This is a genomic window from Halomonas sp. NyZ770, from assembly GCF_020616575.1.
GTDB lineage: Bacteria > Pseudomonadota > Gammaproteobacteria > Pseudomonadales > Halomonadaceae > Vreelandella > Vreelandella hamiltonii.
On the sequence record NZ_CP085143.1, the window covers coordinates 3,574,723 to 3,601,236 of the forward strand.

Consider the following 26,514-nt stretch of genomic DNA (forward strand, 5'->3'; position numbering starts at 1 on the left):
TCTTTACAGGCCGCCAACGCAGACGTATTTAAGTTCAGTAAATTCATCGAGGCCGTGGTGGGAGCCTTCGCGGCCCAACCCGGACTCCTTCACGCCGCCAAACGGCGCCAGCTCGGTGGAGATCAACCCTTCGTTGACGCCGACCATGCCGTACTCAAGCGCTTCCATGGTGCGCCAGATGCGGCGGTAATCCGTGGCGTAGAAGTAGGCGGCCAGGCCAAACGGGGTGTCGTTGGCCATGGCGATGGCTTCTTCGTCCTGCTTGAAGCGGAACACCGGGGCCACCGGGCCGAAAGTCTCTTCGTCGGCCACGGCCATTTGGGTGGTCACATCCGCCAGCACCGTGGGGGTGAAGAAGCGCTCGCCCGCCGCGTGGGGCTGGCCGCCGCACAGCAGGCGCGCGCCTTTATTTACTGCGTCATCGACGTGGCGCTGCACTTTATCCACCGCAGCCTGGTTGATCAGCGGGCCAATGATGCTGCCGTCGGCCAGGCCGTCGCCTACCTTCAGCGCGTTCACGCGTTCGGTGAGCTTGGCGACGAAGGCATCGTAAATGCCGTCCTGCACCAGGAAGCGGTTGGTGCATACGCAGGTTTGCCCGGCGTTGCGGAATTTGGAGGCGATGGCTCCGTTCACGGCGGCGTCCACGTCGGCGTCATCGAAGACGATGAACGGGGCGTTGCCGCCCAGCTCCATGGCGGTCTTCTTCACCGTGCTGGCGCACTGGGCAAGTAAGTGCTTACCCACCGGGGTAGAGCCGGTAAACGACACTTTGCGCACCCGCGCATCGGTGGTGAGCACTTCACCCACAGCGGCGGGTTTGGAGGCCGTTACCACGTTGATGGTACCGGCGGGCAGGCCCGCTTCCAGCGCCAGATAGGCGGCGGCCAGGGCGGTCAGCGGGGTGGCTTCGGCGGGTTTGATGACCACGGTGCAACCAGCGGCCAGGGCCGGGGCGCACTTGCGGGTAATCATCGCCAGCGGGAAGTTCCACGGGGTGATCGCGGCCACCACGCCTACCGGCTCGCGGAGTACCAGCAGGCGCTTGTCGGCGCCGTGGCTGGGCAGAGTTTCCCCGGCCATACGCTTGGCTTCTTCGGCGAAGAACTCGATGAACGAGGCGCCGTAGGTCACTTCGCCCTTGGCTTCCGCCAGCGGCTTGCCCTGCTCCAGGGTCATCAGGCGGGCCAGGTCGTCGGCGTGCTCATTGACCAGCTCAAACCAGCGGCGCAGCAGCGCGGAACGCTGTTTGACCGGCGTGGCGCGCCAGGCGGCACCAGCTTCATAAGCGGCGGCTACGGCATCGCGGGTATCGTCGGCGCTCAAGTCCGCTACATGGGCGATGGTCTCGCCGGTGGCGGGGTTGTCCACCGCAAAGGTCTGCTGGCCCTTGCGCCATTCACCGCCCACCAGGGCCGGTACGGCATCGTGCAACCACTGTTCGATAAAGCTCATGGCGTGCTCCTTTAAAGGTGTTGGAACGGCTTACAGGTCAGCCATCATGTGTTGGTCGCTGTAGGCGCGGCCATAGGTACGCAGCGCGTGGATGTACAGCCCCACACCGAGCAAAGACCAGCCCGCGAAGATGCTCCACTCAGCGCCGCTCAGTGCCGCCGGGCTACCGGGCAGGTAGAGGCAGGCCATGCCGAAGGAGAGCACCACGGCCAGGGTGCCGCACAGCTTGCCGTGACGAATGCGGAACGGGCGCTCCATCTCCGGCTCGCGAACCCGCAGCACCACGAAGGAGATGGCCACGAACAGATAGGCAATCACGATGCCCAGGCCACCGGCGTTGACGATCCACACCAGCGCGGGGCGGCCGAAGAACGGGGCGATACAGGAGAGAAAGCCCATCAGGAAGATGGCGTTGGTGGGCGTTTTATAGCGCGGGTGCAGCTTGGCAAACGGTGCAGGCAGCATGCCCGCTTTCGCCAGAGCGTAGATCGCCCGGGAACCGCCGATGTAGAAGGCGTTCCAGCTGGTGATGATGCCCGCAATACCGGCCAATACCATCAGGTTGCTGGCCCAAGGGGCGTTGAACAGGCTGCCCATGGCATCCGGCACGCTCAGGGAGCTGGCGGCCAGTTCGGTGCTGTTCAGGGCCAGGCTGGTGGCCAGAATGATCAGCGCGTACCACACCACCGCCAGGATCACCGACATCATCAGCACCTTGCCGATGGCCTTGTACGGCAGGTTGATCTCTTCAGCGGCCTGGGGAATCACGTCGAACCCCACGAACAGGAACGGCACCATGACCAGCACCGCGACGATGCCCGCCACCACGCCGGTATCGGCCTGGGTGAACAGCGGCATCATGTTGATGGTTTCGCCTTCGAACAGCGCCCCCGTGACAAACATGACGCCCACCAGCAGAATCATGCCCGTGACGACTTTCTGGATCAGCGCCGCGGTGGTCACGCCGAAGTAGTTGATGATCATCATGGCCAGCGAACCGCCCACGCCCACGGCGACCCAGGTGGCTTTCACTTCCCAGCCGGCGATGGTCCACAGGTGGCCCACGGCGTAGTTGGGGGCCAAGTGCTCGATGACCGTGGGCAGCGCCACGGCTTCGAATGCCACCACGCTCAAGTAGCCCAGGATGATGGCCCAGGTGCACAGGAACGAGGGCAAGTGGCCCAGGGCGCGGTAGCTGTAGACGTGCTCGCCGCCCACCCTGGGCATGGCAGAGGCCAGCTCGGCGTAGGTGAGGCCGACCATCACGATCGCCAGACCGCCGACGATAAAGGCTAAAATAGCGCCCAGGCTACCGGCGGATTGAATGGCGGTGCCGGTCAGTACAATCCAGCCCCAGCCGATCATGGCGCCAAAGGCCAGGGCCAACACGTCACCCCGGGCCAGCACCCGGACGAGCTTGTCCTGTTCAGAAGAGGGAGTCGTCATTATCGTTTTCCTGCACGTTTTTGGAGATTATGGTTGGCGCTCTGGGCGCAGTGTCCTGATTCCGACAAGGGAATAACGTCACGCTAGCAGGTGGCTGCCAAACCGCGTAATGGACCACTTTGGCGTTCGACTAGACCATTTTTTGAATGCACCAAAGCGGTGCAATTTCCGCATAATGCTTTCGTCCAAGAGGCTGATCATGCGCGGCCTGGCAGAAGAAAAGAGGCAATTTCATGGATCGCGAGCGGGTGTTGCACCAATGCGTACAACTTTATGCACTGCAGCCTGAACGGCTCAGCAAGCAGGTACGAATAGAGCAGGCGCTGCGCCAGGCCATCATTCAGCAGTGGCCTGGCGGGCTGCGGCTGCCTTCGCACCGCGCCCTGGCAGAGGCCTTCGGCGTGGCCCGCCAAACGCTGGCTCTGGCCATGGCCACCCTGCAGGAGGAACGCCTGCTGACCACCGGCCACGGCCAGGGCACCTGGACCTGCAAGCCCAGCGCACCAGCGCACGAACCACCGCTGCCGCCTCGGCTTTCGCGTCGCGCTCAGCGCGTCTTGCAGGGGCCTGGGGCCAGCATGATTCAAAGCGGCGCTTTCGTGCCGGGCATCCCGGACATTGCCCAGTTCCCGATGCGCAAGTGGCGCCAGCTCTATGCCAGCGTCACGGTGCCGCAAAACGCCCTGCTGCTCTCCTACTCCACCGGCGGCTACGGGCCGCTGAAGCGGGCCATCCGCGAATTTCTGGCCCGCTGGCGCAATATTCACTGCGATACCGAGCAGATCATCATTACCGACGGTACCCACAACGGCATCGAGCTGTGCGCCGTGGCCCTGGCGGATGTGGGCGACACGGTGGCCATGGAGTCGCCCTGTTACTGGGGCGCGCGCAACGTCTTCACGGCGGCGGGTTTGAACATCGACATGCTGCCCTGGCAGCCGGACACGGGCCATACATTGCCCACCGCTTCAGGCCCGGTCACGCTGGCTTACCTCACCGGCTCGCATCACTACCCGCTCAGCGTGCCGACCCGTGCTGCCCACAAGCAGCGCTTGTGCGAGGCGCTTGCGCCCCGCTACGTGGTCGAGGATGACTACGAGTTCAACCGGGACGATCATGCCAATCTACTTTTTGATACCACCTCTGAGCGCCATTTGCTGGTAGGCTCGTTCTCCAAGATGATGTTTCCCGGCCTGCGGCTGGGCTATCTGGTGGTGCCACGCCACTTGGCGGGGCCGATGAACCGCCTGCGCAGCGAGCTGTTTCGTGAGGGCCGTATGCTGGACCAGGCGGTGCTGGCCCAGTTCATCTTCGACGGCGACCTGGATGCCTGGTGTCGGCGTATTCAACGGGATTATCTAGGCCGCCAGCAGGTGCTGCACGACCAGCTGTGCTCGCTGCCTCAGGTGCGCTCGGTCTCGCCGCCCAGCAGTGCCATCAGTCTATGCGTGGAGTTTGCGCCGGGCGTCAACGACGTGGCCATCGCCCAGGCGCTGCTGAAAGAGCACTTGATCGTGCGGCCTTTGAGCCCGGTGTGCGCCGCCTCTGACCCTCGCGTGGGCCTGGTGATGGGGGTGGGTATGCTGTCGGGGGAAACCCTGGCACGCGAAGCGCAGCGCCTGCGCCGCTGCCTGGAACCACTGCTGCGCCAGGGGCACTGACCCCGTATAACCACTTATTCACAAGGAACGTCCTATGCATCGCCCTGTTGATAACTCTCTGGCCTGGCGCCGATGGTTGAGCATCGCGGCGCTGTTGCTGCTGTCGGGGTGTGCCTCATTGGCGCCCAGCCCGCCACAGGACCAGAGCAACATCTGCGAAATCTTCCGCGAGCAACCCAGCTGGTACGACTATGCGCGGGAGTCTCAGGAGCAGTGGGGCACGCCGATTGCCACCCAGATGTCGTTCATTCAGCAGGAGTCCTCGTTCCGAAGCCATGTGCGCCCCGACCGCAAGCGCTACCTGGGCTTCATTCCCGGCCCGCGCCCTTCATCGGCCAGGGGCTATGCCCAGGCACAGGACCCGGTGTGGGGCGAATACCGCGACCAGGCTGGCAGCATGTTTGCGCGGCGCACTCACATGAAGCACGCCACCGACTTCATCGGCTGGTACAACGCCCGCACCCGCGCGCAAACCGGCATTTCCCTGAGCAACCCCGAACACCTTTATTATGCCTACCATGAAGGCGCGGGCGGCTATCAGCGTGGCACCTACCGCAATAAGCCCCACGTGCTCAGCGCGGGCCGCCAGGTCGCCCAGCGAGCCGGGCGTTATCAAGCCCAGCTGAACAGCTGTGAAGCCGAGTTTCAGTGTCGACGCTTCTATCAGGTCTGGCCCTTTTGCCGTAGCTGAGGGCACGCATCATGACCCTGTTGGTAGGTAGCTTATTCGTTGGCGTGGTGTTTTTTACTTCCCTGCTGTCTGGCGTGTTTGGCATGGCGGGCGGGCTGGTATTGCTGTGGTTTCTGCTGGTGATCTTCCCGGCGGGCACCGCCATGGCCGTACATGGGGTCATTCAGCTGACCGCCAATGCGTCGCGGGCGTGGCTATCGCGACACTTCATCGTCTGGCGGATCGTGGCGCTCATGACGCTGGGGGTTACGAGCGCCGCTGGGTTACTGCTGCTCTTCAACTACGCACCCAACGCGGCGACGGTGTCGCTGCTGATCGGCCTGATGCCGCTGCTGGTCTGGATGCCCAAACATTGGTTTCAACTGGACGCCAAACGCCCCAGCCATGCCGTGTGCTGCGGCCTGGCCTCCGGCGGCCTGACCATCGCCGCCGGGGTGTCTGGTCCGCTGATCGACATCTTCTTCGTGCGCTCCCACATGGACCGCCGCCAGGTGGTGGCCACCAAGGCGATGATTCAGGTCGTCGCTCACTCCATCAAGATCATCTTTTACCTGGGGGCAGCGCTGGCACTCAGCGCTGGCGAGTGGGCCATGGTGTTGCTGGCTGCGCCCTTTGCCATGCTGGGCACCCAAACCGGCACGCGGATCCTGCACCGCCTGACCGATGCCAACTTCCGCACCTGGACCCGCTGGATCGTCACCGGCATCGGGGTGTTCTACTTCCTGCAGGGGGTTTACCTGCTGACACGCTAAGCGTTGAGAACCCGCAGAACACCCGTGAGATGGCGACCTATACTGACCTTACCCAACGCTGGAGGTCGCCATGGATTACCACCACTACCGCGAAGCCCTTGCCTCATCGCTTGCTCAACGCGAGCTGCCGTTTCCCCCCGCTGAGTATCAAGTGCGCCTTGAAAACGTGCGCCACGCCATGGCGCAGCGCGAGCTGGACGCGCTGCTGCTCACCGACCCCGCCGATATCAATTATTTGACCGGTTACCACACCTTTGAAGTGTCGGTGCATGCCTGCCTGGTCTGTACCCACGAAACACTTGTCCTGCAGGTGGCCTCCATTGAAACCGGCGCTGCGGTGGTGACCGCGCGTGTCGATGAGATCATCGGCTACCGATGGGAAAACCTGGATGAAGTCATCGCCCCGCTGGTCGACCTGTTGCGCCCTTGCCCACGCGTGGGCATCGATGGCTGGAGCAGCGGGCTGCGAGTCGGCGTGATGAACGCCCTGTCCCAGGCCATCGGCCAGGAGCGCTTCCAGGAGGCGGGCGACCTGCTCGATGCCATTCGGATCGTCAAAAGCAGTGCCGAGCTTGAGATGCTGGCCGAAAGCGCCCGCATCACTGCCGCCGGGCTGGATACGGCGATAGCCGCCATTCGCCCCGGCATGACCGATAACGACATTGCCGCCATCGGCGCGCAAGCGCTTATCGCACACGGCAGCGAGTTCATGAGCCTGCAGCCTATCGTCACTAGCGGGCAGCGTATCGGGGTGATTCACGTCAACCACAAGCGCCACGTAATCCAGGCCAATGAGCCGGTCTTTTTAGAGTTTGGCGCAGCTTACCAGCGCTACACCGCACCGATGATGCGCACCGCCGTCACCGGCTCTCCAAACGCTGCACTTATCGCCACTCAGGACCTCTGCCGAGCCATCTTCGAGACACTCTGCGATGCCATGCGCCCCGGCCACACCTTCGATGCAGCGGCTCAGGCGGCCGATGAGCTGCTGGCCTCTCAACGCGACCAGCTGTTTTTCTCCGAGGTGTTTGGCTACGCCGTGGGGGCGCAATTTCCGCCCAGTTGGGTCGAAGGCACGGGCTATATTGCCAAAGGCCAGCAGCGTACCTTCGAACCCAACATGGTGTTTCATTTACCGCTCTGCTTGCGGGTGCCAGGCCAATGGGGCGTTGGCTTGAGCGATACGGTCGTGGTGACGGAGCACGGGGCAATCCCCTTGACCCACAATGATTGGCAGCTCTATCAGGCAAGCGACACCCCTGCCCGCTCATAGCCTGTGATTGACACTGCGATTGAAGGAGGCTATCTTCACCAAAAGATGCAAATGAGAAACACTCTCTTTTTAGCCATCCCCCTGGCAGAGAAAGAGCCGTTGAGGTGAAGGAACGTCCCATGACCAGTGAACAGCGTCAGCTTCGTCAAACCCTGCTGTTTTTACGCACGTCGTTTGAAGCCGTTCAGCACTCGATTGCTGGGCGGCTGGAAGACCCGCTGCCCTGCTGGCTGGATAGCAGCATGCTCTCCCTGCTCTCCCGCGAGCTGACCCGCTGCTGCCAGCAGGCCAAGCCGCTGTTCGCCCCGGCGGTGGTCGAGCAGCTGTTCATCGCCTCGCAGCAGTGCGACCTGCTGCTCAAGCAGTGCCCCGGCGTGCTCAGCAGCGCCGTCTGCCACCGCCAGCTCAGCGCCATCATGCTGCCGCTCGCCAGCGCCCTCGGGCAGATCGACACGCCCGCCAAGCGCCGCTGGCCTTGGCAGCGCCAGTGAACCAAACACCTGCTCTTCCCTTGCCCTTCCCCGCTTAATTTCCTCCGGAGGGGTTTTGTTTTGCTGAAGCGTCCCCACTAATACGTTCATAGGTTAATCGTTGGCACTGGCTCAATCATTGGCACCAAGTAGTAAACTGGTCTATTCTTTTGCCACTGTCACTCTCACCGCGTTACAAGGAGTTTGCCTCATGGCGTACGAAACGCTGCTGTCCCCCACCACGCTGGGTAGCCTGAATCTTCCTAACCGCGTCATCATGGCGCCGCTGACCCGTTCGCGCACGCCGGATAGCGTGCCGGGCAAGATGCAGGAAGCTTATTACGGCCAGCGTGCAGGCGCGGGCTTGATCATCAGCGAAGCCACCAATATCTCCCCTACGGCTCGTGGCTATGTCTATACGCCCGGCATCTGGACCGATGAGCAGGAAGCGGGCTGGAAAGGGGTGGTGAATGCCGTGCATGCCAAGGGTGGCCGAATTGCCCTGCAGCTATGGCACGTGGGTCGCGTTTCCCATGAGATGGTGCAGCCCGATGGCCAGCCGCCGGTTGCCCCCAGCGCCCTGAAAGGGGAAGGCGCCCAGTGTTTCGTCGAGTTCGAAGACGGCACCGCGGGTCAGCACCCCACCAGCACGCCCCGCGCGCTGGAGACCGACGAGATTCCCGGTATCGTGGAGGATTACCGCCAGGCGGCCATTCGCGCCAAGCGGGCAGGGTTCGACATGGTCGAAGTACACGCTGCCAATGCTTACCTGCTGAACCAGTTCCTGGCCACCGGCACCAACCAGCGTACCGACCAGTATGGCGGCTCACTGGAAAACCGTGCCCGCTTCCCGCTGGAAGTGGTCGATGCCGTGGTGGACGTGTTTGGTGCTGAGCGTGTCGGCATCCGCATGACGCCGTTCATCGAGCTGTTTGGCTTGACCGACGACGAGCCGGAAGCCATGGCGTTCTACATGGCCAAAGAGCTTTCCAAGCGCGGCCTGGCCTACTTGCACCTGAACGAGCCCAACTGGGCAGGTGGCGATATCACCTTCCCCGATGGTTTCCGCGAGCAGATGCGCGAGCGCTTCAGCGGCAGCCTGATCTATTGCGGCAACTACGACGCCGAACGTGCCGAAGCGCGCATCAAGGAAAACACCACCGATGCCGTGGCCTTTGGCCGCCCTTACATCGCCAACCCGGACCTGCCGGAGCGTTTCCGCATCAACGCTCCGCTGACCGAGCCGAACCACGAAACCTTCTACGGCGGCGACGAAAAGGGCTACACCGATTATCCTTTCCTGGATAACGGTTACGACCGTATCGGCTAAGCATTTCAGGCCAACGCGTGTTCGGGGTTTCCCCACCGAGGGGAACCCTTAAGCATGAAAAGCATCACTCAGGTGGTGCTTTTTTTATGCCTTGAACGCGTGAAACGCTGTTAATCTGTTGATTCTATCGTTTTAACGCGATACCCCTACTGCTGGAGAGGTCGCTCATGTTCGGTTCTTTGATGGCGCTGCTCGTCTCGCTACTGCTGGTGGGAGCCGCCGCCATGACGGGGGCACGCTTTCGCCCCGACGGCTGGTACCGGGCACTGCGCAAGCCCCGCTGGACACCGCCCGACCTCGCTTTTCCCATTGCCTGGGGTATTCTTTACCTGCTGATGGCCATCGCGGCATGGCGGGTCTACATGACCGAAGATGCGCCTCTGCGCAGTGCCAGCCTGGCCGTCTATGGCGCGCAATTGCTGGCCAATGCGGCGTGGTCCTGGCTTTTCTTTGGGCGCAAGCGTATTGCGGCGGCACTGGCGGATATCGTGCTGCTGTTGGGGTTGATTACGCTCACCATCGCGCTATTTGCCCAGGTCAATGCCCTCGCTGCGTGGCTGATGGTGCCTTACTGGCTATGGGTCGCGCTGGCCCTGGCGCTCAATGCTTCCATCTGGCGGTTGAATAGCGCCTAGGCGTTAACGGACAACAGGGATTCACTCCATGGATATGACTTCTCTTCCCGTACTGCTGGCTTTCGCCTCCTTGTTACTGGGCGTGGTGGCCGCGTTGATCTTCATCTACGTCGTCATGCCCAAGCGGCGGCGTGCCAGGGAAAAGGCCGTAGAGCCCACCCCCGCCGTGGCCAAGGACACCACGCCCCCGCCCGCTGAAGAGCCTCCGCCGCCGCCGTCCACCAAACGAACCGGCAAGGTAAAACAGCATTCGCTGTTCGTCATCTTCAATCAGCCGGATGCCTCGACCGATGCCCGACTGACCGAGTGGCTGAGGGAAAAAGGCGCCCATTACGATGCCATCAAGAAAGTCTTTCTGATCGACGGCCAGCAGCCCTCCAACCCCGTCACCGTGGCCAATGCCTTTCCGCCGGGGGAAATGCCCGACCTGCTGAGGGGCGAAACCCACGAGCCGATCCGTGGTGTGAGCCTGCTGGTGAAGCCGCCGCTGCATAAACGCCGCAATCAGCAGATGCACGTGTATGTAGAGCTCGCCAAGGAGATGAACGAGACCTTCAGCGGCGACATGCTGGACGCTGACCGAGAACCGGCCAGCGAATCCACTTACGCGCAGATCATCGGCTGACTCAGATCACGCCTTGGCTGCGCAGGTAGTCGTCGTAGCTGCCGCTGAAGTCGACGATGCCCTCCGGCTGCATGTCGATGATGCGCGTGGCCAGGCTGGAGACGAACTCGCGGTCGTGGCTGACGAACAGCAGCGTGCCGGGGTAGTTCTCCAGCGCCAGGTTGAGCGCTTCGATGGACTCCATGTCCAAGTGGTTGGTGGGCTCGTCCAGCAGCAGCACGTTGGGATTGGTGAGCGTTAACTTACCGAACAGCATCCGCCCCTGCTCGCCGCCGGAAATCACCTTCACCGATTTGCCGATATCGTCGCTGGAAAACAGCATTCGGCCCAGCGCGCCGCGCACCACCTGCTCGCCCCCTTTGGTCCACTGGCTCATCCACTCGAACAGGGTGGCGTCATTGGCGAAGTCGTCGGCATGGTCCTGAGCGAAGATGCCCAGCTCGGCGGCGTCGGTCCACTTCACTTCGCCAGCATCGGGGCGCAGGTCACCGGCCAGGGTTTTCAGCAGAGTGGTTTTACCAATACCGTTGGGGCCGATAATGGCAATCCGCTCGCCCGCTTCCACGGTCATGGAAAAACGCTTGAACAGCGGCTCGCCGTCGTAGCCTTTGGTAATGGCATCGACGTTTACCGCGTTGCGGTGAATCTTCTTGTTCTGGTCGAAACGAATGAATGGACTGACGCGGCTGGAGGGTTTGATGTCTTCCAGCTTGATCTTGTCGATCTGACGCGCCCGAGAAGTGGCCTGCTTGGCCTTGGAAGCGTTCGCCGAGAAGCGGCTGACGAACTGCTGAAGCTCGGCAATTTGCGCTTTTTTCTTGGCGTTGTCGGCATACTGACGCTCACGCGCAGCGGTGGCCGCCGTCATGTAGTCGTCGTAGTTACCGGGGAACAGGGTGATCTCGCCGTAATCCAGGTCGGCCATGTGGGTGCAGACGCTGTTCAGGAAGTGGCGGTCGTGGGAAATGATCACCATGGTGCTGCTGCGCGCTTTCAGAATATCTTCCAGCCAGCGGATGGTGTTGATGTCCAGGTGGTTGGTGGGCTCGTCGAGCAGCAGTACGTCCGGGTCGGAGAACAGTGCCTGGGCCAGCAGCACGCGCAGTTTCCAGCCGGGGGCGACTTCGCTCATGGGGCCGGTGTGCTGCTCCAGCGGAATGCCCAGCCCCAGCAGCAGCTCGCCCGCGCGGGACTCGGCGGTGTAGCCATCCAGCTCGGCATACTGCACTTCCAGGTCGGCCACGGCCATGCCGTCTTCTTCGCTCATCTCGGCCAGCGAGTAGATCCGCTCCCGCTCGGCGGCTACTTTCCACAGCTCCGCGTTGCCCATGATGACGGTGTCGATCACCCGCTCGTTCTCATAGGCAAACTGGTCCTGACGCAGCTTGCCCAGCCGCGTACTGCTGTCCAGCATCACCTGCCCTGAAGAGGGCTCCAGCTCGCCGCCGAGGATTTTCATGAAGGTAGACTTGCCGCAGCCGTTGGCGCCAATCAAGCCGTAGCGATTGCCGTTATTGAACTTGACGGAGACGTTTTCGAACAGGGGCTTGGCCCCGAACTGCATGGTGATATTGGCGGTTGCGATCAAGATAGAAACCCTGGTTGGCGAAATAGCCCTGGTGGAAGAGCGGCACGCGTGCAAAAGCACGCGATTCTACGCGCCTTTGGGCGACGTTACATCTCCCCGGCGCGTTTCCGGTCATCAGGCGTTTGGCGGCTGGGCGGGCATTTCCAGTAGAAAGCGTTCGCCATCAAGTGCTTGGCGAAGTCGCGTGGCCAGGATATCGACAATCGCAGGATGCTCGCCCACCAGCGCCGTCGGCCGCACCCGCAGGCCTGGGTGGCGCTGTTCGGCGGCGGCACAAATCTCGGCGATGTCGCCACCTTCCCCGGCGTGGCGGCCAGGCGAGAGAAACAGCATGGCCAGCACCACGTCGCCGCTGGCGCTGAACTCGGGCGTGTCCAGCAGATGCTCCAGCAGCGGCTCGTTGAAGCGGTATGCGTCGCCTTCTCGGCGCTCCATTGAGGCTGCCGCCACGCAGTGCACGTCATCGGCCAGCAGCGCGCTGAGCTGCCCCGCCAAGCGGTTGCGTACGGCAGTGACTTCCGGCAGCGGGCTGCCGTGGTCTACCAGCGCCACCCTGGCCGCCTGCCGATCGGGCAACTGCGCGCGCACGTGATCGGCCAGCAGCGCGGCCAGGCGCAGGTCGTTACCGCCCCGCTCGTCCACCAGCGGCTGGGCAACGCGTACTTTCACCTGGGGAAAACGGGCCTGCAGGGCCGTCATCCGCTCGGGCAAGTAGCCGGTCAGCGCCTGGCTGGGGCCAAAGAAGTACGGCAGCACGATGATCTCGGTGGCCCCCGCTTCGGCGCTGCGCTCGGCGGCGGGGCCCAGGGTAATGGCCGGAATACCATCGACCTCTTCAGCAGGAATCTTGTTGGAGTGCAGCAGCGAAGCCGCTTGAACGGTGTCGCCCACCTGCTCGCTCAGCGCTGCCGCCACCCGGCGCAGGCTGTGGGTTGCCTGAGGCCGCAGAGAGCCGTTATCGACCAGAAAAATAGCGCGCATCGCGTTCATCCTTTTCAATCGGAGCGTTAATGAGCCGCCAGTACGTCTGCCGCCGCCACGGGAATGGCCGCGTGGCGGCACAGGTCGAGCACATAGCGGTCGCGGGCGTAGAGGCCGTCGCTGCTCAGTGAGAGGTAGCCTAGACGGTCGTCGTGATGCACATCCACGCCCGCGTCATAGAGCACTACGTCTGGCTGGTAAATCAATCGTATAACCCGGATGATGAACCACCGTTAACGCCATGCGCGTGCAGCCACTTTGGTCACAAATGTAGATCGCTTATGTTGCTTGATACCACGACGTTAAACCAGCAAAGAAACTTCTTCGACGGCCATGCGGATATCTGGCTTTTTGGCTACGGTTCGCTGATTTGGAAAGCCGATTTCGACTATCTGGAGCGCCGCCCTGCGGCCATTACCGGCTGGGCGCGGCGCTTTTGGCAGGGCTCCCACGACCATCGCGGCACCCCCGAAGCCCCGGGGCGTGTGGCGACGTTGATTCGGGCCGAAGGCGCGGTGTGTCACGGCATGGCCTACCGCATCACCCCAGAGGTGCTCGCACCGTTGGATGTGCGGGAGAAAAACGGCTACCTGCGGGAAAAAGTCACGCTGACGTTTTTGGATGAAGCGGGCAACCCTGACGCCGACCAAGCGCCTAGCGAGAGGCTGATTTATCTGGCCAGCGAAGACAACCCGGCGTTTTTAGGCGATGCCCCGCTGGCCGATATTGCCCAGCAAATAGCCCAGGCCCATGGCCCCAGCGGCCCCAACAGCGCTTACTTGCTGAACCTCGCCCAAGCGCTGCGCGAGCTGGGCACCGAAGATGCACATATTTTTGCCCTGGAAGCGCAGCTACAGCGCTACCAGTAGCGCGGATAGCGGCGGTGGCGCGCCAGGTTATTGACCAGAATCGCCACCACCAGCATGACGATGCAGCCTGCGCCAATGGGGATCAGCGGATACCACCAGCCCAACTGATGCACGCTGGCACCGCCTGCCACGGCAATCAGCGCAGCGGCAGCCCCTGGCGGGTGAACGGTATGGGTAAGCTGCATGACCAAAATGGAGAGCGACACCGCCAACGCCATGGAAAGCGGCGTGGCCCCCAACAGTTGATAGCAGCCCACGCCCACACAGGCAGAGAGCACGCTGCCAAACAGCACATGGCTGGGCTGGGCAAAAGGGCTTTCCGGGGCGGCGTAAATCAGCACCGAGGTTGCTCCGAACGAGCCCACGATCAACAGCTGCTGGGAGAGCCACTCGGCACTTAGCCAGCAAATCAGCGCCATGCCAGTAAAGGCACCCAGCCACGACCAGCAGGCATCTCGCCAGCCTACCCGGGGGCGCGGCGTTCGTTCTCCGCGCATCTTGCCAAGATACGTTTTCATCGCACTCGCCTTTGCACAAAAAGAGTGCAGATGATGACAAAATGCACCAAAGAAGCAAATGACAATGCGTCATGGATAGATGAGATTCGCTCAAGCCAACGTTACCGAAGACAGCCTGACGAGCCGACGTCTTAGCGTTTGCCCTCCCGCCGCGGCGCTACATCATCAGCCACGACAGGATGAACAGGCCGATCAGCGTGCGGAAAATGCCGCCAATAATGGAGCCACGCAAAAACGCACGCAGCCCGCCCCACAGTACCAGCAGGCCAATCAGCAGAATCGCCAGGCTCAAGAACGAGTCATTGATGCCCAGCGAGCGCGTCAGCCCGCCGATAAAATCGTCGAAGGCACCGAAAAAGTTGGTGAAGATACCCAGCAAGAACTCGACCACGATGCGGATCGCATCGCCAATCGCCTCGCCAATGCCCTCAAAAAATCCGTTTGCCTGCATGCGCTTTTTCCATTGCTCGAAGGGATTCGCTATTGTCAGCGAAAACGCGGTGGCTGGCAAAGCAGCTGCTGCTCATGTTTCCACCTTTCGCCTATTCCCTTTTTAGCACCGTCGCGTTACAACGTCAGTATGCCATCGCGGGAGAGACTGGTGCCTGCCACCAGCGCCGAAGGAGCAACGACCCCGGAAACTCTCAGGCCAACGGACCGCGACGGCCATCCATGACGTTCCGAAGAGCGGTTGATGACTGCGTCACTCAGCCCACCGAAGGAGCAAGCGCCATTCCAGCGGCGTGAATCTCTCAGGTTCCATGACGGAAGGGGTACGCCTAGCAAACATATTTGCCGGGGGTATCGCCCGACGCTCATACAATCTGTGGAGAGACTCATGCAACGCATTGCCATCATTGGCGGTGGGATCACTGGCATCACCAGTGCCTACGCCCTCGTAAAGCGCGGTTTCGACGTCACCGTCTTCGAAAAGCATCGCTACGCCGCCATGGAAACCTCGTTTGCCAACGGTGGGCAGCTGTCTGCCTCCAACGCAGAGGTGTGGAACCACTGGCCTACGGTCATCAAGGGCCTGCGCTGGATGCTCAAGAACGATGCCCCGCTGCTGGTGAACCCGCGCCCGAGCTGGCACAAGCTGAGCTGGTTCGCGGAATTCATCGCCGCCATTCCTCGCTATGCCGACAACACCACCGAAACGACCCGCCTGGCCATCGCCGCCCGAGAACACCTGTTCCAGTGGGCCCGTGACGAGCAGATCGATTTCGACGTGAAGCAGAAAGGCATCCTGCATATCTACCGCGACAAGGCAGGCTATGAGCACGCCGCCAGGGTATCGCAGCTACTGCATCAGGGCGGGCTCGAACGCCGCGCGGTGACCCCGGATGAAATGCGCGCCATCGAACCCACACTGGCCGGCAGCTACTACGGCGGTTTCTTTACCGAAAGTGACGCCACGGGGGATATTCACAAGTACACCAATGGGCTGGCGAAAGCCGCCGCGAAACGCGGCGTGCGCCTGAACTACGGCCATCAGGTGACCGACCTGGGCGCCGATGAAAACAGCGCCTGGGTCAAGGCGGTGGTCGAAGGCGAGGCGGTGCAGCAAAGCTTCGACAGCGTGGTGGTGTGCGCCGGGGTCGGCAGCCGGGCGGTGGCCGCCAAGCTGGGTGATCGCGTCAATATCTACCCGGTGAAGGGCTACTCGATCACCGTGCAGCTGGACGACGAAGCCTCGCAACAGGCCGCCCCCACCGTAAGCCTGCTGGATGACGAAACCAAGCTGGTGACCAGCCGCCTGGGCAACGACCGCTTCCGCGTGGCGGGCACCGCAGAGTTCAACGGCGCCAATCGCGACATTCGCAACGACCGCATTCAGCCGCTGGTGCGCTGGGTGGAGCAGTGCTTTCCCGGTGTCAGCACCCAGCGGGTCGTACCCTGGGCTGGCCTGCGTCCGATGATGCCGAACATGCTGCCCAAAGTGGGCCCGGGCCGCTTGCCGACGGTGTTCTACAACACGGGCCACGGCCACCTGGGCTGGACACTCTCGGCCATCACCGCCGAGATGCTGGCGGATGCGGTGGATACCACCGTGGCCACACCGCTGGCGGCCTCGCGGTAAGGCTGGCACCTGCGCTCCCTGCCGGGCGCCGATTAGGCGCCTGGCAGGCTACGCCCTTTTGAGCTGCTGCACCGACGCCACCAGGTCATTGAAGCGCTCCCCCTGAATCATCACATGGTCGCGCAGCAGGGTTTCCGCCTGCTGGGCCTCTCCCGCCGCTATCGCCGCCACAATGGCGTCGTGCTCGGCAAACGAGCTTTCCAGACGCATGCGCACCTGTAGCTGCATTCTGCGATAAGGCTGCAGGGCCGCATGCAGCCGCGCGGCCTCCTGCGCCAAGAACTGGTTATGGCTGGCTTCGTAGATGCGCTGGTGAAACAGGCTGTTCTCGTAGTAATAACCATTGCTGTCGCCTGCCTCCACCTTGGCCTGACAGGCTCGGTGAACGTCCTGCAGCAGCGCCAGCTCGTCGGCGGTGATGCGCCGCGCCGCCAACCGGCCGCACAGACCCTCCAACTGGGCCATCACCTCGAACCGCTCTACCAGCTCTGAAATGCTCAGCTCGGTGACGAAAGTGCCGCGCTTGGCGACCACCTGCACCATGCCCGACATGGCCAGCTGCTGAATGGCTTCCCTGATGGGCGTTCTGGAACATTGATACTCCAGCGCGAGCGCATCAGGGTCCAGGCGGTCGCCCGGAAGAAAGCGCCCTTCCACGATGGCGTCTTCCAGTAGATCGCGCAGTCGATGTGCCTGTGACACCTTAGCCATAAGTCGCCTCTGTTTCCCTTGACTGAAATATTTTAAAAGTCTATTTGTTATATATAACACATCGCATCGAAACATCCTTGCAGCCACAATCTCATAACAATCATGCGCGGAGCCAGATGTATGCAGATGAACATGACGTTTCTACAGGGCTTGCTCACGAACATCAGTGAACGCACCCGCACCAAATACCGCTCGGTGACCTCCTACTCGCCCGAGGTGCACCTCAAGGGGCTGTTCGACGCTTGTAAAAAGCTGATGCTGCCAGGTGGCGAAGCCACGCAAATACTGACCGCTCAAGCAGCCCTTAGCCACTATAGCCAATTGACCGAGCAGGAACAGGACGCGTTTTTCTCGCTGCTGGCCAATGCCTACTCGGCTGACCCCGAACAGATTCACGCGGCCTACCAAGTGTACCGCGAGCGCCAGGACAACGAAGCCCTGGCGCAGCTTTTCAGCGCCTGCGAGCCCCGGCGGCAAGACCTGCTGCGCCGCCTCAACCTCTGCCCGGGAGGCACCTACGAGCTGGTCAAGATGCGCGCCAACCTGCTGAAACGGCTCAGCGCCTCGCCCTCCTTTGCGGCCCTGGATGCCGACTTTTCGCATCTTTTCAATTCGTGGTTCAACCGCGGCTTTCTGGTGCTGGAGAGCATCGACTGGAACACCCCGGCGGCCGTGCTGGAAAAACTGATCCGTTACGAGGCCGTGCATGAGATCAGCGACTGGACCGCGCTGCGCCGCCGCCTGGACCCAGAAGACCGCCGCTGCTACGCATTTTTCCACCCAGCCACGGGCGATGAGCCGCTGATTTTCGTGGAAGTCGCGCTGTGCAAGGGCATTCCCGACAACGTCCAGGCCATTCTGGAGAACGAAGAAGAGCTGCCGCTGGCCGATGCCGATACCGCCGTGTTCTACAGCATCAGCAACTGTCAGGCGGGGCTCAAGGGCGTCTCCTTCGGCAACTTCCTGATCAAGCAGGTCGTGCAGGAACTGAGCCGCGAACTGCCCCAGTTGAAGAACTTCGTCACCCTTTCCCCGGTGCCCGGCTTTGCAGAGTGGCTGGGCACCCAGCGCCGCTCGGGGGCGGTCACGCTGCCCGAAGCGCTGGAACAGCAGTTGGAAGAAGGCACGCTGGCACAGCACGATACGCCTTCCGCGAACCAGAAAGCGCTGCTGCGCCTGGTGGCTTACTACCTCACCGAAGTCAAACACAAGAGCGGCCAGCCGCTCAACCCGGTGGCCCGCTTCCACCTGGGGAATGGCGCCAGCCTGCACCGCCTCAACTGGCCCGCCGACACGTCCCCCAAAGGGTGGCAGCAGGCCCATGGGGTGATGGTCAATTACCTCTACCAGCTCAATCGCATCGAGCAGAACCACGAAGCCTTCAGCCAACAGCAGAGCGTGGTATGCACCAGCGACATTCGCCGCCTGGCAAGCCAGGCACAGCACTACATGACCGTCGAGGCCTAGGCATGACCCTGACTTCACTACAACAACAAGGACCCACCATGAACCATAATCTTTTCAGCCTGTTCTACCCACACTTCGAACGCCAGCCTGACAAGGTATTGATGGATACCGACGATGGCCGCCAGTATCGCTATCGGGATGTGCTCTCGACCAGCCGCCGCCTGGCCAGCCGATTACGCGCCTGGGGTCTTCAGCCCGGCGACCGCATTGCCGTGCAGATCGACAAAAGCCCCGAGATGCTGATGCTCTATCTGGCCAGCCTGCAAGTGGGGGCGGTGTACCTGCCGCTCAATACGGCATATACGGGCAAGGAGATCGCTTACTTTCTGTCCGATGCCGAGCCGCATATTTATGTCTGCCGTCTCGACGACCTCGACAGTGCCACCCAGCACGGCGAGGCCAGCGGCGTCACTCATATCGTCAGCCTGGGCACCCAGGCAGACGGCAGCTTGATGCACGACCTGGCACAGGTGGAGGAAACCAGCGACGTCTGCCAGGTCGGGCCGGACGATCTGGCCGCCATTCTTTACACCTCCGGCACCACGGGGCGCTCCAAGGGCGCCATGTTGACCCACCGCAACCTGGCGTCCAATTGCCAGGCGTTGACCGAAGCGTGGCACTACAGCGAGCACGATCACTTGCTGCATGCCCTGCCCATCTTCCATACCCACGGCCTGTTCGTGGCCTGTAACATCACGCTGGTGAATGGCGCCTCCATGACCTTCTTGCCCAAGCTGGAGGTGGAAGACCTGATTACGCGCATGTCGAAGGCAACGGTGTTGATGGGTGTGCCCACGTTCTACACCCGCCTGCTGCAGTCACCCCGGCTCGATCGGCAGGCCACCGCCCACATGCGGCTGTTCATCTCCGGTTCTGCACCCTTGCTGGCCGACACCCATGAAGCCTTCGAAGCCCGCACCGGCCATGCGATTCTCGAGCGCTACGGCATGACCGAAAGCAACATGAACACATCCAACCCCTATGACGGCCAGCGTCGGCCTGGAACCGTGGGCATGCCGCTGCCCGGCGTGGAAGTGCGTATTACCGACCGTGAATCGGGCACACCCCTGGCAGATGGCGAGACCGGCATGGTGGAGCTGCGCGGCCCGAACGTCTTCAAGGGGTACTGGCGGATGCCCGAAAAGACGGCCGCCGAGTTTCGGTCAGACGGTTTCTTCATTACCGGTGACCTGGGAAAAATCGATGAGCACGGCTACCTGAACATTGTCGGCCGCGACAAGGACCTGGTCATTTCAGGCGGTTACAACGTTTACCCGAAGGAAATCGAAGCCATTATCGATGACCTTCCCGGGGTGCTGGAGTCGGCGGTGGTTGGTGTCCCCCATGCCGACCTGGGCGAAGGCGTGGTCGCCGTGGTGGTCCCGGCATCCCCTGACCAGGTGGATGAACAGCCGATTCGCGCCGCCTTGGCAAACGAGCTGGCCAGGTACAAGCAACCCAAGCACATCGTGTTCGTGGAAGCGCTGCCCAGAAACGTCATGGGCAAAGTGCAGAAAAACCAGCTGCGCGAGCGTTACGCCGACACCTTCGAGCGCCACGCAAGCCACGCGGCCCTGTCTTAGTCATAGCACTTAGTCCTGGAACCTAGCCATAGAACTTAGCAATAGAACACGCACGAATTCCCCACTGACGGGAAAGGTGGCGCCGCCACGACCGAGGAAACCAGACACGGCGGCCCATCGAACACGCACTACCTAACAACAATGACAATAGAGGAAAATGACCATGGTGATTTACGGTGTTGCACTGCTGGCAGGGTGCATGCTGGTGGGCCTTTGGGCCGGTGACGTGCTGGGCATGATGCTCGGCGTTACATCCAATGTTGGCGGTGTGGGTATCGCCATGTTGCTGCTGATCTTTCTGGGCGGCTATCTCATGGACAAGAAGAAAATGCCGGCCAGTACCGAGAGCGGGATCACGTTCTGGAACGGTATGTACATTCCCATCGTGGTGGCCATGGCCGCCAGTCAGGATGTCGCGGCGGCGCTGGATGGCGGCATGATCGCCATTCTGGCGGGCTTCGTGGCCGTCATGGCCAGCTTTTTGGTCATCCCCCTGTTTGGGCGGCGCGAGCCAGCCGTCGATGACGGCGACGAATCCACAAGCCCAACTGCCGATGCCCAACCTCACTCCCGCCCAGCGCCCAGCCAAGCGCGCTAACCCGAGGCTTTGACGATGATCGAATCACTGTTTACGCAACTGGAACGACAGCATCTGGTGGCGGCCTTTGCCCTGGTGGGCGGTGCCATGTATCTCTCCTACGTGCTGAGCGACAAACTCACCAAAGGCCGCGTGCATGGCTCTGCCATTGCCATCATGGTCGGCCTGGCGCTTGCCTATGTGGGCGGGATCACCACGGGCGGCAGCAAGGGGCTGGCCGACATCAGCCTGTTCGCGGGGCTGGGCCTGATGGGCGGCGGCATGCTGCGCGACCTGGCCATCATCGCCACCGCCTATGGCGTTCGCTTTCAGGAGATTCGCACGGCGGGCATGAGCGGCGTCGTGGCGCTGTTTCTTGGCGTGGTGCTCTCGTTCGTGGCCGGGGTCGCCGTGGCCTTCGCCTTCGGCTACCGGGACCCGGTGTCCCTGACCACCATCGGCGCAGGCACGGTGACCTATATCGTCGGCCCCATTGCCGGGGCTTCGATCGGGGCGTCCTCGGACATCATTGCGCTATCGATTGCCGCCGGTCTGGTGAAGTCCATCCTGGTGATGATCATGACGCCCGCCATGGCCCGGCACATTGGGCTCGACAATCCCCGCTCGGCGATGATCTTCGGTGGCCTGATGGGCACCACCAGCGGGGTCGCGGCGGGCCTTGCCGCCACCAACCCGCGGCTGGTGCCCTACGGCGCCATGACGGCGACCTTCTACACCGGGCTGGGTGCCCTGCTGGCACCGTCGGTGCTCTACCTGGCGGTGCGGGCCATTTTCTAACCGCGAGCAACAGTCCCCCTCGCCACCCACAAGCGATACAGCGCGGGCGTGAAGAAGAACGACACCAGGGTGGCGAGCAACAGCCCAAACCCGACGGTTTGCGCGAAGGGGGGCCATAGCCCCCCAGCCGCCAACATGAGCGGGATCAACCCGGCAAAGGTGGTGATGGTGGTCGATGCGATGTGCCGACTGGTCGGGCCGCTGATCACCGCCAGCATGGCCGACAGATCACCCTGGCGAGCGGCCGGGTCGTCATCCAGGGCAGCTATCAGGATGATGGCCGCGTTGATGGCCACCCCCACCAACCCCATGATGCCCACGATGATCACGAAGCCAAACGCGTGGCCGCTCAGCAACAGGGCCACGATTCCCATGCCGGTGGCCTGGGCCCCGGCAATGAACACGATGGCCGCGCGACGGAACGAGTTGAAGGCCAGCACCACGGTGGCCACCATGGCGATCACCAGCAAGACTACCGAGGCCAGCAGCTGGCCCACCGCCTCGTCACGCTCGGCTGCTTCGCCGCCGGTCTCGATACGGTACCCAGGGGGCAGCACCAACGTACCATCCGCCTGGGCGGCCTGAAGTTTGGCATCCAGCTGTGCCATGGACACCGCTGGCAGCGCATCGGCCACGAGGAAGCCTTGCACCAGCTGGACGCGTTCGGCATTTCGCCGGGTAATCACGCTCCAGGCAGGCATCAGGGCGGTATCGGCAACGGCTGCCAGGGGCAGCCCTTCACTGGCCTGGTCGCTGACCAGACGCAGCGCCGCCAGCTGCTGGGCATCGCTGCGCCACTCCGCCGCGTAGCGTACCCGCACGGGAAGCTGCTGCGTGTCTTCCAGCACCTGGCCTGCGGGCTGGCCGGAGAGCGCCGCGCTGACCTGATCGGCCAGGTTTTGATACGTCAGCCCCACATCCCCCAGGGCCGCCTGATCTACTTGCAGCGTCAGCCTGGGCAAGTCGCGCTGCATCCCGGCACGAACGTGGGTCACCTGAGGCAACTGGTGCATCAACCCGGCCAGCTCCTGTCCCAGCTGCGACAGCACCTCCAGGTCATCTCCATACACCCGCAGCTCGATGGGCGCCTTGAACGGCGGGCCTTGTTCATATTTTCGCACCACGATCTGGGCCTGGGGAAAGTGCTGGTCGAGCGCCTGCTGCAGGCCCGGCACTTCGCGGTTGGTCACGTCCAGCGACGTGGTATCCACAATCAGGTGAACGAACGCCGGGTTATTGTCCTCCTGGGTCAGCACGTTGTAGTACATCATTGGCGCGCTTTCGCCGATGAAGGCCGATACTCGTACGACGCCGGGAACCTCGCGAACCTGGCGCTCCACCTCCTGGGCTAGCGCCTGGGCATTGGCCATGCTGCTGGCCGCCGGTAGCCTCACCTCGATATGGAACTGGTCGCGGTCGGCGGGCGGGAAAAACGCCACGTCGAGGGTCGGCATCAGCGCCATCCCGCCAAGCGGCACACACAGGGTCATCACCATGGCGGCGACCGGGTGGCGCAGCGCGCTGGCGACCGTCCCGCGAAAGGCGCGTTTGATGGCATTGTCACGGGGCACACGGGCGCTATCGGCCACTTTGGCCAGCAGCAGCGGCGAGAGCGCCGGCACCAGCAGCAGCGACACCAGATACGAACTGACCAGCGCGACCATGACGGCCATGGCCAGCGGCCCCACGAACTCCCCGGCAGGGCCGGGCATGAGCACGATGGGCATGAAGGCCAGAATGGTGGTCAGCGTACTGGCCAACAGCGGCACGGCAAGATGACGCAGCGTATCGCGGGTGGCCGCCAGCACCGAGTCGCCCTTCAGGAAGCGCTCGCGCAGGGCGTTGGTCATGACAATGGCGTTATCCACCATCAGCCCCAGCGCCACGATAATACCGGTGATGCTCATCTGATGGATTTCCATGCCCAGCGGGCGGAAAAACGCCAGGGTCAGCAACGCCGTGGCCGGGATGGCCAGCCCGACGGTCAGCGCCGAGCGCCAGCCCATGCTGAGAAAGAGAATGGCCACCACCAGAATCAGCCCCATCAGCAGGCTCAGTGCCACATCACCGAGCCGTTGCTGGGTGTAGCTGGCCTGCTCGAATACCTCCTCTACCGCCAGCCCGACGGGCAGCTCCTCGGCAAATTCGGCCAGCTGCTGTTGAGCGCGCTCGACCCAGGCGTCGATACGCTGGCCGGGCGCCATGCGTGCGCCAACGAAGACGGCTCGCTCACCGTTCAACAGTGCCACGGCAGCGGGCGGGTCCTGGACACCACGGCGCAGCTCGGCGATTTCGCCCAGCCGGACACTCTGCCCCTGGCGGGTCGTGATGCTGACCTCACGCAGGCGGTCCAGCGCATCGAACTCGCCGCTCATGCCCACGGTGAGGCGGTTTTGCTGGGTGATGACCTGGCCCGCCGTGCGGCGCCCGTCGCTGGCGTCGATGGCCGATGCCAGTTGGCCCACCGAAAGCCCCAGCGCATTCAGCTCCAGCGGGTCGACCAGCACGTCGACCTGCTCGCCCGCCACGCCAAACCGATGGGTATATTCGGTGCCTGCCACGCGACGAAACTGGTCTTCCAGCCGCTCGGCGTAACGCTCCATCAGTTGGGCGTTGGGGGGCGTGTCCTGTGTCCAGCGCAGCGCGGCCACGAGGCTGAAGTCGTAGCCACGATCATCCAGCAGCTCAGGGGTTTGCACACCGCTGGGCAGGGAGGGGGCGATATCGCTGAGCTTGTCGCGCACCCGGCTCCATATCGGCACCACCTGGGTGACGCTATCCTCCAGCTCCAGGCTGATCACCGCGATGCCCGGCCGCGAGGTCGACTCCAGCACCTTGATCTCGGCAATGGTGCGCAGCTCGTCTTCGATGGGGCGCGCCACCAGCGCTTCGATCTGCTCGGGCGTGGCGCCCGGAAACGGCGCCAGTACGGTCGCCATGCGCGCCACCAGGTGGGGGTCTTCTGCGCGGGGCAGGGTATTGATCGCCGAGAGGCCCGCCACCACCAGCAGGCCCAGCGTCAGCGCCAGCAAGCGCCGGTTGAACAGCCACTCAAGACGCGGCATGGGCAATGCCTCTGGCTAACGTCACCTGCTGGCCGGGCACGATACGGTGAGCCCCCAGGGTGATCAGCTGCATGCCCGGCAGCAGCGTACCACGCACGAAGGCGCGGTCGCCTTCGGTATGCAGCAGCTCGACGCTGGCGGTGGCGACACGGTAACGCTCGTCTTCCAGCGGTTCGGCAATCAGTACGTTCCACAGGCCTCGGTCGCTGGCACGCAGGGCCGACAGCGGCACCCAGTACCCTTCGGCAGGCTCGGCCAGCGTGTAGGTCAGCGTCGCCAAATCGCCGGGCACCACGTTCTCGGGGTTTGCCAGTGCCACGACCAGCGTTTGTGTCCGACTGTCGTTGTCCACCTGTGCCAGCCGGGCGCGCACGTCACCTGCGAAGGCTTGCCCGTGCACCGTTATCGTCACCGTATCCCCCGCCGCCAGGGTGCCCGCCAGCCGGGCGGGCAGGCCAATGTGCGCCTCCAACTGGCGGGTATCGACGAGATCGAAGGCCGCCGTGCCGCTACTGACCAGGCTGCCCACATCCACCTGCCGAGCCACGATTTGCCCCGCAAACGGCGCCGTCAGCGTGCTGTCCGCCAGATCCGCCGAAAGGCTTTCCTGTTCGGCGGCCAGAGCCGCCAGCCGCGCCTGCTGGCTGAGACGCTCGGTTCTCGCCTGGTCCAGGGCCGTGCGGCTGGCAAAGTTGCTCTGATTCAGCTGCGACTCGCGCTCTTCCTGGCGCTGGGCCAGCGCCAGCGCTGCACGCGCCTCTTCGCTGCGCGCCGCCACTTCGGCCAGGCGGCTTTCCAGGCGGCGGGTGTCCAGGCGAGCCAGCACCTCGCCCTGTTCCACTCGGTCACCGCGATCGACGCGGATGTCGATGACCCGCCCGGCAGGTTCGAAGGCCAGTGACACCGACTGGCGCGCCACTACTCGCCCGGTCAGCTTCACCTCGCGGCGCATTTCAGTGGCCAGCTGCAGGGGCTGGGTAGCCACCCGGAGCAAGGCGTTGTCGGCCCCTTGCTGGCGCAGCTGCTGGGCGCTGGTGTGTTGACTGGTGAGCACGACGACCACGGCGGCAGTGGCGCCCACGGTCAGCAGAGCCGCCAGCACGCTGCCCAGCCAATATCGCCTTGTTTTAGTGTGTGTGCCCAGGTGGTGCGTACCCAAGTTGTGCGTGCCCATGCTGGCCTCGACGGGTATATTATTGAACGTTGGCGTTCAACTATAATATGTGTACGGCAACGTTCAATAATTATTTTTCACTTTTTTCAACCCATGGATGAATGGCATGACCAGTGCTTCTCCCCCCTCTCCGGCTGGCCAGAAACGCAGCGCGGGCCGCCCCAAGGACCTGGCCAAACGCGATGCCATGCTGGATGCCGCCGCCTGCCTGTTTCTGCGCAACGGCCCGGATGCCGTCACCATGGAAGCCGTGGCCAAGGAAGCCGGGGTCTCCAAAGTGACGGTATACGGGCACTTCGATACGAAAGAAGCACTGTTCGGCAGCGTCATTCGTCGGGAAACCGCGTCGATTCGCCAGGGGCTGGAGCAATTGCCGGACACCCATGATGGCGTGCGCCAGTCGTTGATTCAGGTGGGCATCAGCATGGTGCGGTTTCTGATGGAGCCCCACGTGTTGGCCGTGGAGCGGGTCATGAGCAATCAGGGCGAGCAGCACCCCAGGCTGCTGCAGGCCTTTTTCGAAGCAGGCCCCTGGGCCATGAGCCAATGGCTTCAGGAAAAGCTGGAGGGCCTGGCCAGCGCAGGGCACCTTTCGCTGCCAGCCCCCGCCCAGGCCGCCGACCAGCTATGCAGCATGTGGCAGGGTATGCTGATCAAGGAGGTCCGCATGGGGGTTCGCCTGCCGCCCTCGGAGGACGAGCTGAAGCGGCAGATCACCGGGGCAGTGGATGTGTTTCTGGCCGCCTATGGCAAGCGGTGAGACTG

General features: G+C 62.9%; 25 protein-coding genes and 2 riboswitches. Of the genes, 15 read left to right on the forward strand and 10 right to left on the reverse strand.

What is annotated here, in order from left to right; all coding sequences use genetic code 11:
* Positions 1 to 3: 3 nt before the first annotated feature.
* Together LG409_RS16490 and LG409_RS16495 are read right to left on the reverse strand one after the other, a co-directional pair.
* Positions 4 to 1,455 carry an NAD-dependent succinate-semialdehyde dehydrogenase gene (locus LG409_RS16490; protein WP_227407175.1) on the reverse strand — a complete coding sequence of 484 codons (1,452 nt, stop codon included), beginning with the start codon at positions 1,453 to 1,455 and terminating at the stop codon, positions 4 to 6.
* A 30-nt stretch (positions 1,456 to 1,485) separates the two neighbouring features.
* Positions 1,486 to 2,901: an APC family permease gene (locus LG409_RS16495; protein ID WP_227407176.1), complete on the reverse strand. Its 1,416-nt coding sequence runs from the start codon at positions 2,899 to 2,901 to the stop codon at positions 1,486 to 1,488.
* Between the two features lie 233 nt (positions 2,902 to 3,134).
* On the opposite strand from LG409_RS16495, the gene LG409_RS16500 reads away from it, so the two are divergent.
* The 8 genes from LG409_RS16500 (at position 3,135) to LG409_RS16535 (ending at position 10,338) form a co-directional block, all read left to right on the forward strand.
* Positions 3,135 to 4,562: an aminotransferase-like domain-containing protein gene (locus tag LG409_RS16500; RefSeq protein ID WP_039175093.1), complete on the forward strand. Its 1,428-nt coding sequence runs from the start codon at positions 3,135 to 3,137 to the stop codon at positions 4,560 to 4,562.
* Positions 4,563 to 4,596: 34 nt separating this feature from the next.
* Positions 4,597 to 5,253: a transglycosylase SLT domain-containing protein gene (locus LG409_RS16505; RefSeq protein ID WP_227407177.1), complete on the forward strand. Its 657-nt coding sequence runs from the start codon at positions 4,597 to 4,599 to the stop codon at positions 5,251 to 5,253.
* Between the two features lie 11 nt (positions 5,254 to 5,264).
* Entirely contained in the window at positions 5,265 to 6,005 is a 741-nt protein-coding gene (locus LG409_RS16510; protein ID WP_039175092.1) for a sulfite exporter TauE/SafE family protein, read from the forward strand.
* Between the two features lie 70 nt (positions 6,006 to 6,075).
* Positions 6,076 to 7,278: a M24 family metallopeptidase gene (locus LG409_RS16515; protein WP_096921984.1), complete on the forward strand. Its 1,203-nt coding sequence runs from the start codon at positions 6,076 to 6,078 to the stop codon at positions 7,276 to 7,278.
* A 119-nt stretch (positions 7,279 to 7,397) separates the two neighbouring features.
* Complete coding sequence (locus LG409_RS16520) at positions 7,398 to 7,769, forward strand: hypothetical protein (protein ID WP_096921983.1); 372 nt, start codon at positions 7,398 to 7,400, stop codon at positions 7,767 to 7,769.
* Between the two features lie 190 nt (positions 7,770 to 7,959).
* The gene (locus LG409_RS16525) at positions 7,960 to 9,078 is read left to right on the forward strand and encodes an alkene reductase (RefSeq protein ID WP_227407178.1); all 1,119 of its coding nucleotides are present in this window, start codon (positions 7,960 to 7,962) and stop codon (positions 9,076 to 9,078) included.
* A gap of 167 nt (positions 9,079 to 9,245) precedes the next feature.
* Entirely contained in the window at positions 9,246 to 9,713 is a 468-nt protein-coding gene (locus tag LG409_RS16530; RefSeq protein WP_144980872.1) for a TspO/MBR family protein, read from the forward strand.
* Between the two features lie 28 nt (positions 9,714 to 9,741).
* On the forward strand, positions 9,742 to 10,338 hold the full coding sequence (locus tag LG409_RS16535; protein ID WP_096921981.1) for a cell division protein ZipA C-terminal FtsZ-binding domain-containing protein: 597 nt from the start codon (positions 9,742 to 9,744) through the stop codon (positions 10,336 to 10,338).
* Between the two features lies 1 nt (position 10,339).
* Here LG409_RS16535 and LG409_RS16540 read toward each other — a convergent pair whose 3' ends face one another.
* The 3 genes from LG409_RS16540 to LG409_RS16550 all read right to left on the reverse strand — a co-directional run bounded on the left by LG409_RS16540 (position 10,340) and on the right by LG409_RS16550 (position 13,113).
* Positions 10,340 to 11,926, reverse strand: coding sequence for an ABC-F family ATPase (locus LG409_RS16540; RefSeq protein ID WP_227407179.1), 1,587 nt, complete (start codon positions 11,924 to 11,926; stop codon positions 10,340 to 10,342).
* A gap of 114 nt (positions 11,927 to 12,040) precedes the next feature.
* Positions 12,041 to 12,907, reverse strand: coding sequence for a sirohydrochlorin chelatase (locus LG409_RS16545; RefSeq protein ID WP_227407180.1), 867 nt, complete (start codon positions 12,905 to 12,907; stop codon positions 12,041 to 12,043).
* 26 nt (positions 12,908 to 12,933) lie between these two features.
* The gene (locus LG409_RS16550; protein WP_044630178.1) at positions 12,934 to 13,113 is read right to left on the reverse strand and encodes a hypothetical protein; all 180 of its coding nucleotides are present in this window, start codon (positions 13,111 to 13,113) and stop codon (positions 12,934 to 12,936) included.
* A 75-nt stretch (positions 13,114 to 13,188) separates the two neighbouring features.
* Between LG409_RS16550 and LG409_RS16555 the strand changes: the two genes are divergently transcribed.
* Complete coding sequence (locus LG409_RS16555; protein WP_227407181.1) at positions 13,189 to 13,776, forward strand: gamma-glutamylcyclotransferase; 588 nt, start codon at positions 13,189 to 13,191, stop codon at positions 13,774 to 13,776.
* Here the strand turns inward: LG409_RS16555 and LG409_RS16560 are convergent.
* Positions 13,767 to 14,294, reverse strand: coding sequence for an HPP family protein (locus LG409_RS16560; RefSeq protein WP_054645337.1), 528 nt, complete (start codon positions 14,292 to 14,294; stop codon positions 13,767 to 13,769). The two genes, LG409_RS16555 and LG409_RS16560, sit on opposite strands and share 10 nt — an antisense overlap.
* A gap of 157 nt (positions 14,295 to 14,451) precedes the next feature.
* On the reverse strand, positions 14,452 to 14,745 hold the full coding sequence (locus tag LG409_RS16565) for a hypothetical protein (RefSeq protein ID WP_016915216.1): 294 nt from the start codon (positions 14,743 to 14,745) through the stop codon (positions 14,452 to 14,454).
* Between the two features lie 128 nt (positions 14,746 to 14,873).
* Positions 14,874 to 14,964, forward strand: a riboswitch (glycine riboswitch).
* A riboswitch (glycine riboswitch) is annotated at positions 14,965 to 15,072 on the forward strand. It abuts the riboswitch before it with no gap.
* A gap of 60 nt (positions 15,073 to 15,132) precedes the next feature.
* Between LG409_RS16565 and LG409_RS16570 the strand changes: the two genes are divergently transcribed.
* On the forward strand, positions 15,133 to 16,374 hold the full coding sequence (locus tag LG409_RS16570; RefSeq protein WP_227407182.1) for a D-amino acid dehydrogenase: 1,242 nt from the start codon (positions 15,133 to 15,135) through the stop codon (positions 16,372 to 16,374).
* A 48-nt stretch (positions 16,375 to 16,422) separates the two neighbouring features.
* Here the strand turns inward: LG409_RS16570 and LG409_RS16575 are convergent, their stop codons facing one another.
* Positions 16,423 to 17,085, reverse strand: coding sequence for a GntR family transcriptional regulator (locus LG409_RS16575; protein ID WP_096921976.1), 663 nt, complete (start codon positions 17,083 to 17,085; stop codon positions 16,423 to 16,425).
* A gap of 120 nt (positions 17,086 to 17,205) precedes the next feature.
* Between LG409_RS16575 and LG409_RS16580 the strand changes: the two genes are divergently transcribed.
* The 4 genes from LG409_RS16580 (at position 17,206) to madM (ending at position 21,510) form a co-directional block, all read left to right on the forward strand.
* Positions 17,206 to 18,552, forward strand: coding sequence for a malonyl-CoA decarboxylase (locus LG409_RS16580; RefSeq protein WP_319799333.1), 1,347 nt, complete (start codon positions 17,206 to 17,208; stop codon positions 18,550 to 18,552).
* A 38-nt stretch (positions 18,553 to 18,590) separates the two neighbouring features.
* A complete protein-coding gene (locus LG409_RS16585; protein ID WP_227407183.1) occupies positions 18,591 to 20,135 on the forward strand; it encodes a malonate--CoA ligase in 1,545 nt (514 codons plus the stop codon).
* 163 nt (positions 20,136 to 20,298) lie between these two features.
* Positions 20,299 to 20,733: a malonate transporter subunit MadL gene (gene madL, locus LG409_RS16590; RefSeq protein ID WP_227407184.1), complete on the forward strand. Its 435-nt coding sequence runs from the start codon at positions 20,299 to 20,301 to the stop codon at positions 20,731 to 20,733.
* 15 nt (positions 20,734 to 20,748) lie between these two features.
* Positions 20,749 to 21,510, forward strand: a complete 762-nt coding sequence (gene madM / locus LG409_RS16595) for a malonate transporter subunit MadM (protein WP_039175076.1) — start codon at positions 20,749 to 20,751, stop codon at positions 21,508 to 21,510.
* Here the strand turns inward: madM and LG409_RS16600 are convergent.
* Together LG409_RS16600 and LG409_RS16605 are read right to left on the reverse strand one after the other, a co-directional pair.
* Positions 21,507 to 24,575, reverse strand: coding sequence for an efflux RND transporter permease subunit (locus LG409_RS16600; protein WP_227407185.1), 3,069 nt, complete (start codon positions 24,573 to 24,575; stop codon positions 21,507 to 21,509). The two genes, madM and LG409_RS16600, sit on opposite strands and share 4 nt — an antisense overlap.
* Positions 24,562 to 25,749, reverse strand: coding sequence for an efflux RND transporter periplasmic adaptor subunit (locus tag LG409_RS16605; RefSeq protein ID WP_227407186.1), 1,188 nt, complete (start codon positions 25,747 to 25,749; stop codon positions 24,562 to 24,564). The genes LG409_RS16600 and LG409_RS16605 overlap by 14 nt, the downstream gene beginning before the upstream one ends.
* A 106-nt stretch (positions 25,750 to 25,855) precedes the next feature.
* Between LG409_RS16605 and LG409_RS16610 the strand changes: the two genes are divergently transcribed.
* Positions 25,856 to 26,509 (forward strand): TetR/AcrR family transcriptional regulator, encoded by a 654-nt coding sequence (locus LG409_RS16610; RefSeq protein ID WP_039175073.1) that lies wholly within the window; start codon positions 25,856 to 25,858, stop codon positions 26,507 to 26,509.
* Positions 26,510 to 26,514 lie beyond the last annotated feature (5 nt).

Coding starts and splice junctions, on each gene's coding strand:
- LG409_RS16510 (WP_039175092.1), top strand. CDS start 5,265: ATGACCCTGTTGGTAGGTAGCTTATTCGTTGGCGTGGTGTTTTTTACT.
- LG409_RS16500 (WP_039175093.1), top strand. CDS start 3,135: ATGGATCGCGAGCGGGTGTTGCACCAATGCGTACAACTTTATGCACTG.
- madL (WP_227407184.1), top strand. CDS start 20,299: ATGGTGATTTACGGTGTTGCACTGCTGGCAGGGTGCATGCTGGTGGGC.
- LG409_RS16610 (WP_039175073.1), top strand. CDS start 25,856: ATGACCAGTGCTTCTCCCCCCTCTCCGGCTGGCCAGAAACGCAGCGCG.
- LG409_RS16580 (WP_319799333.1), top strand. CDS start 17,206: ATGCAGATGAACATGACGTTTCTACAGGGCTTGCTCACGAACATCAGT.
- LG409_RS16535 (WP_096921981.1), top strand. CDS start 9,742: ATGGATATGACTTCTCTTCCCGTACTGCTGGCTTTCGCCTCCTTGTTA.
- LG409_RS16490 (WP_227407175.1), bottom strand. CDS start 1,455: ATGAGCTTTATCGAACAGTGGTTGCACGATGCCGTACCGGCCCTGGTG.
- LG409_RS16515 (WP_096921984.1), top strand. CDS start 6,076: ATGGATTACCACCACTACCGCGAAGCCCTTGCCTCATCGCTTGCTCAA.
- LG409_RS16505 (WP_227407177.1), top strand. CDS start 4,597: ATGCATCGCCCTGTTGATAACTCTCTGGCCTGGCGCCGATGGTTGAGC.
- LG409_RS16520 (WP_096921983.1), top strand. CDS start 7,398: ATGACCAGTGAACAGCGTCAGCTTCGTCAAACCCTGCTGTTTTTACGC.
- LG409_RS16555 (WP_227407181.1), top strand. CDS start 13,189: ATGTTGCTTGATACCACGACGTTAAACCAGCAAAGAAACTTCTTCGAC.
- LG409_RS16525 (WP_227407178.1), top strand. CDS start 7,960: ATGGCGTACGAAACGCTGCTGTCCCCCACCACGCTGGGTAGCCTGAAT.
- LG409_RS16495 (WP_227407176.1), bottom strand. CDS start 2,901: ATGACGACTCCCTCTTCTGAACAGGACAAGCTCGTCCGGGTGCTGGCC.
- LG409_RS16545 (WP_227407180.1), bottom strand. CDS start 12,907: ATGCGCGCTATTTTTCTGGTCGATAACGGCTCTCTGCGGCCTCAGGCA.
- LG409_RS16530 (WP_144980872.1), top strand. CDS start 9,246: ATGTTCGGTTCTTTGATGGCGCTGCTCGTCTCGCTACTGCTGGTGGGA.
- madM (WP_039175076.1), top strand. CDS start 20,749: ATGATCGAATCACTGTTTACGCAACTGGAACGACAGCATCTGGTGGCG.
- LG409_RS16570 (WP_227407182.1), top strand. CDS start 15,133: ATGCAACGCATTGCCATCATTGGCGGTGGGATCACTGGCATCACCAGT.
- LG409_RS16600 (WP_227407185.1), bottom strand. CDS start 24,575: ATGCCGCGTCTTGAGTGGCTGTTCAACCGGCGCTTGCTGGCGCTGACG.
- LG409_RS16575 (WP_096921976.1), bottom strand. CDS start 17,085: ATGGCTAAGGTGTCACAGGCACATCGACTGCGCGATCTACTGGAAGAC.
- LG409_RS16585 (WP_227407183.1), top strand. CDS start 18,591: ATGAACCATAATCTTTTCAGCCTGTTCTACCCACACTTCGAACGCCAG.
- LG409_RS16605 (WP_227407186.1), bottom strand. CDS start 25,749: ATGGGCACGCACAACTTGGGTACGCACCACCTGGGCACACACACTAAA.
- LG409_RS16560 (WP_054645337.1), bottom strand. CDS start 14,294: ATGAAAACGTATCTTGGCAAGATGCGCGGAGAACGAACGCCGCGCCCC.
- LG409_RS16565 (WP_016915216.1), bottom strand. CDS start 14,745: ATGCAGGCAAACGGATTTTTTGAGGGCATTGGCGAGGCGATTGGCGAT.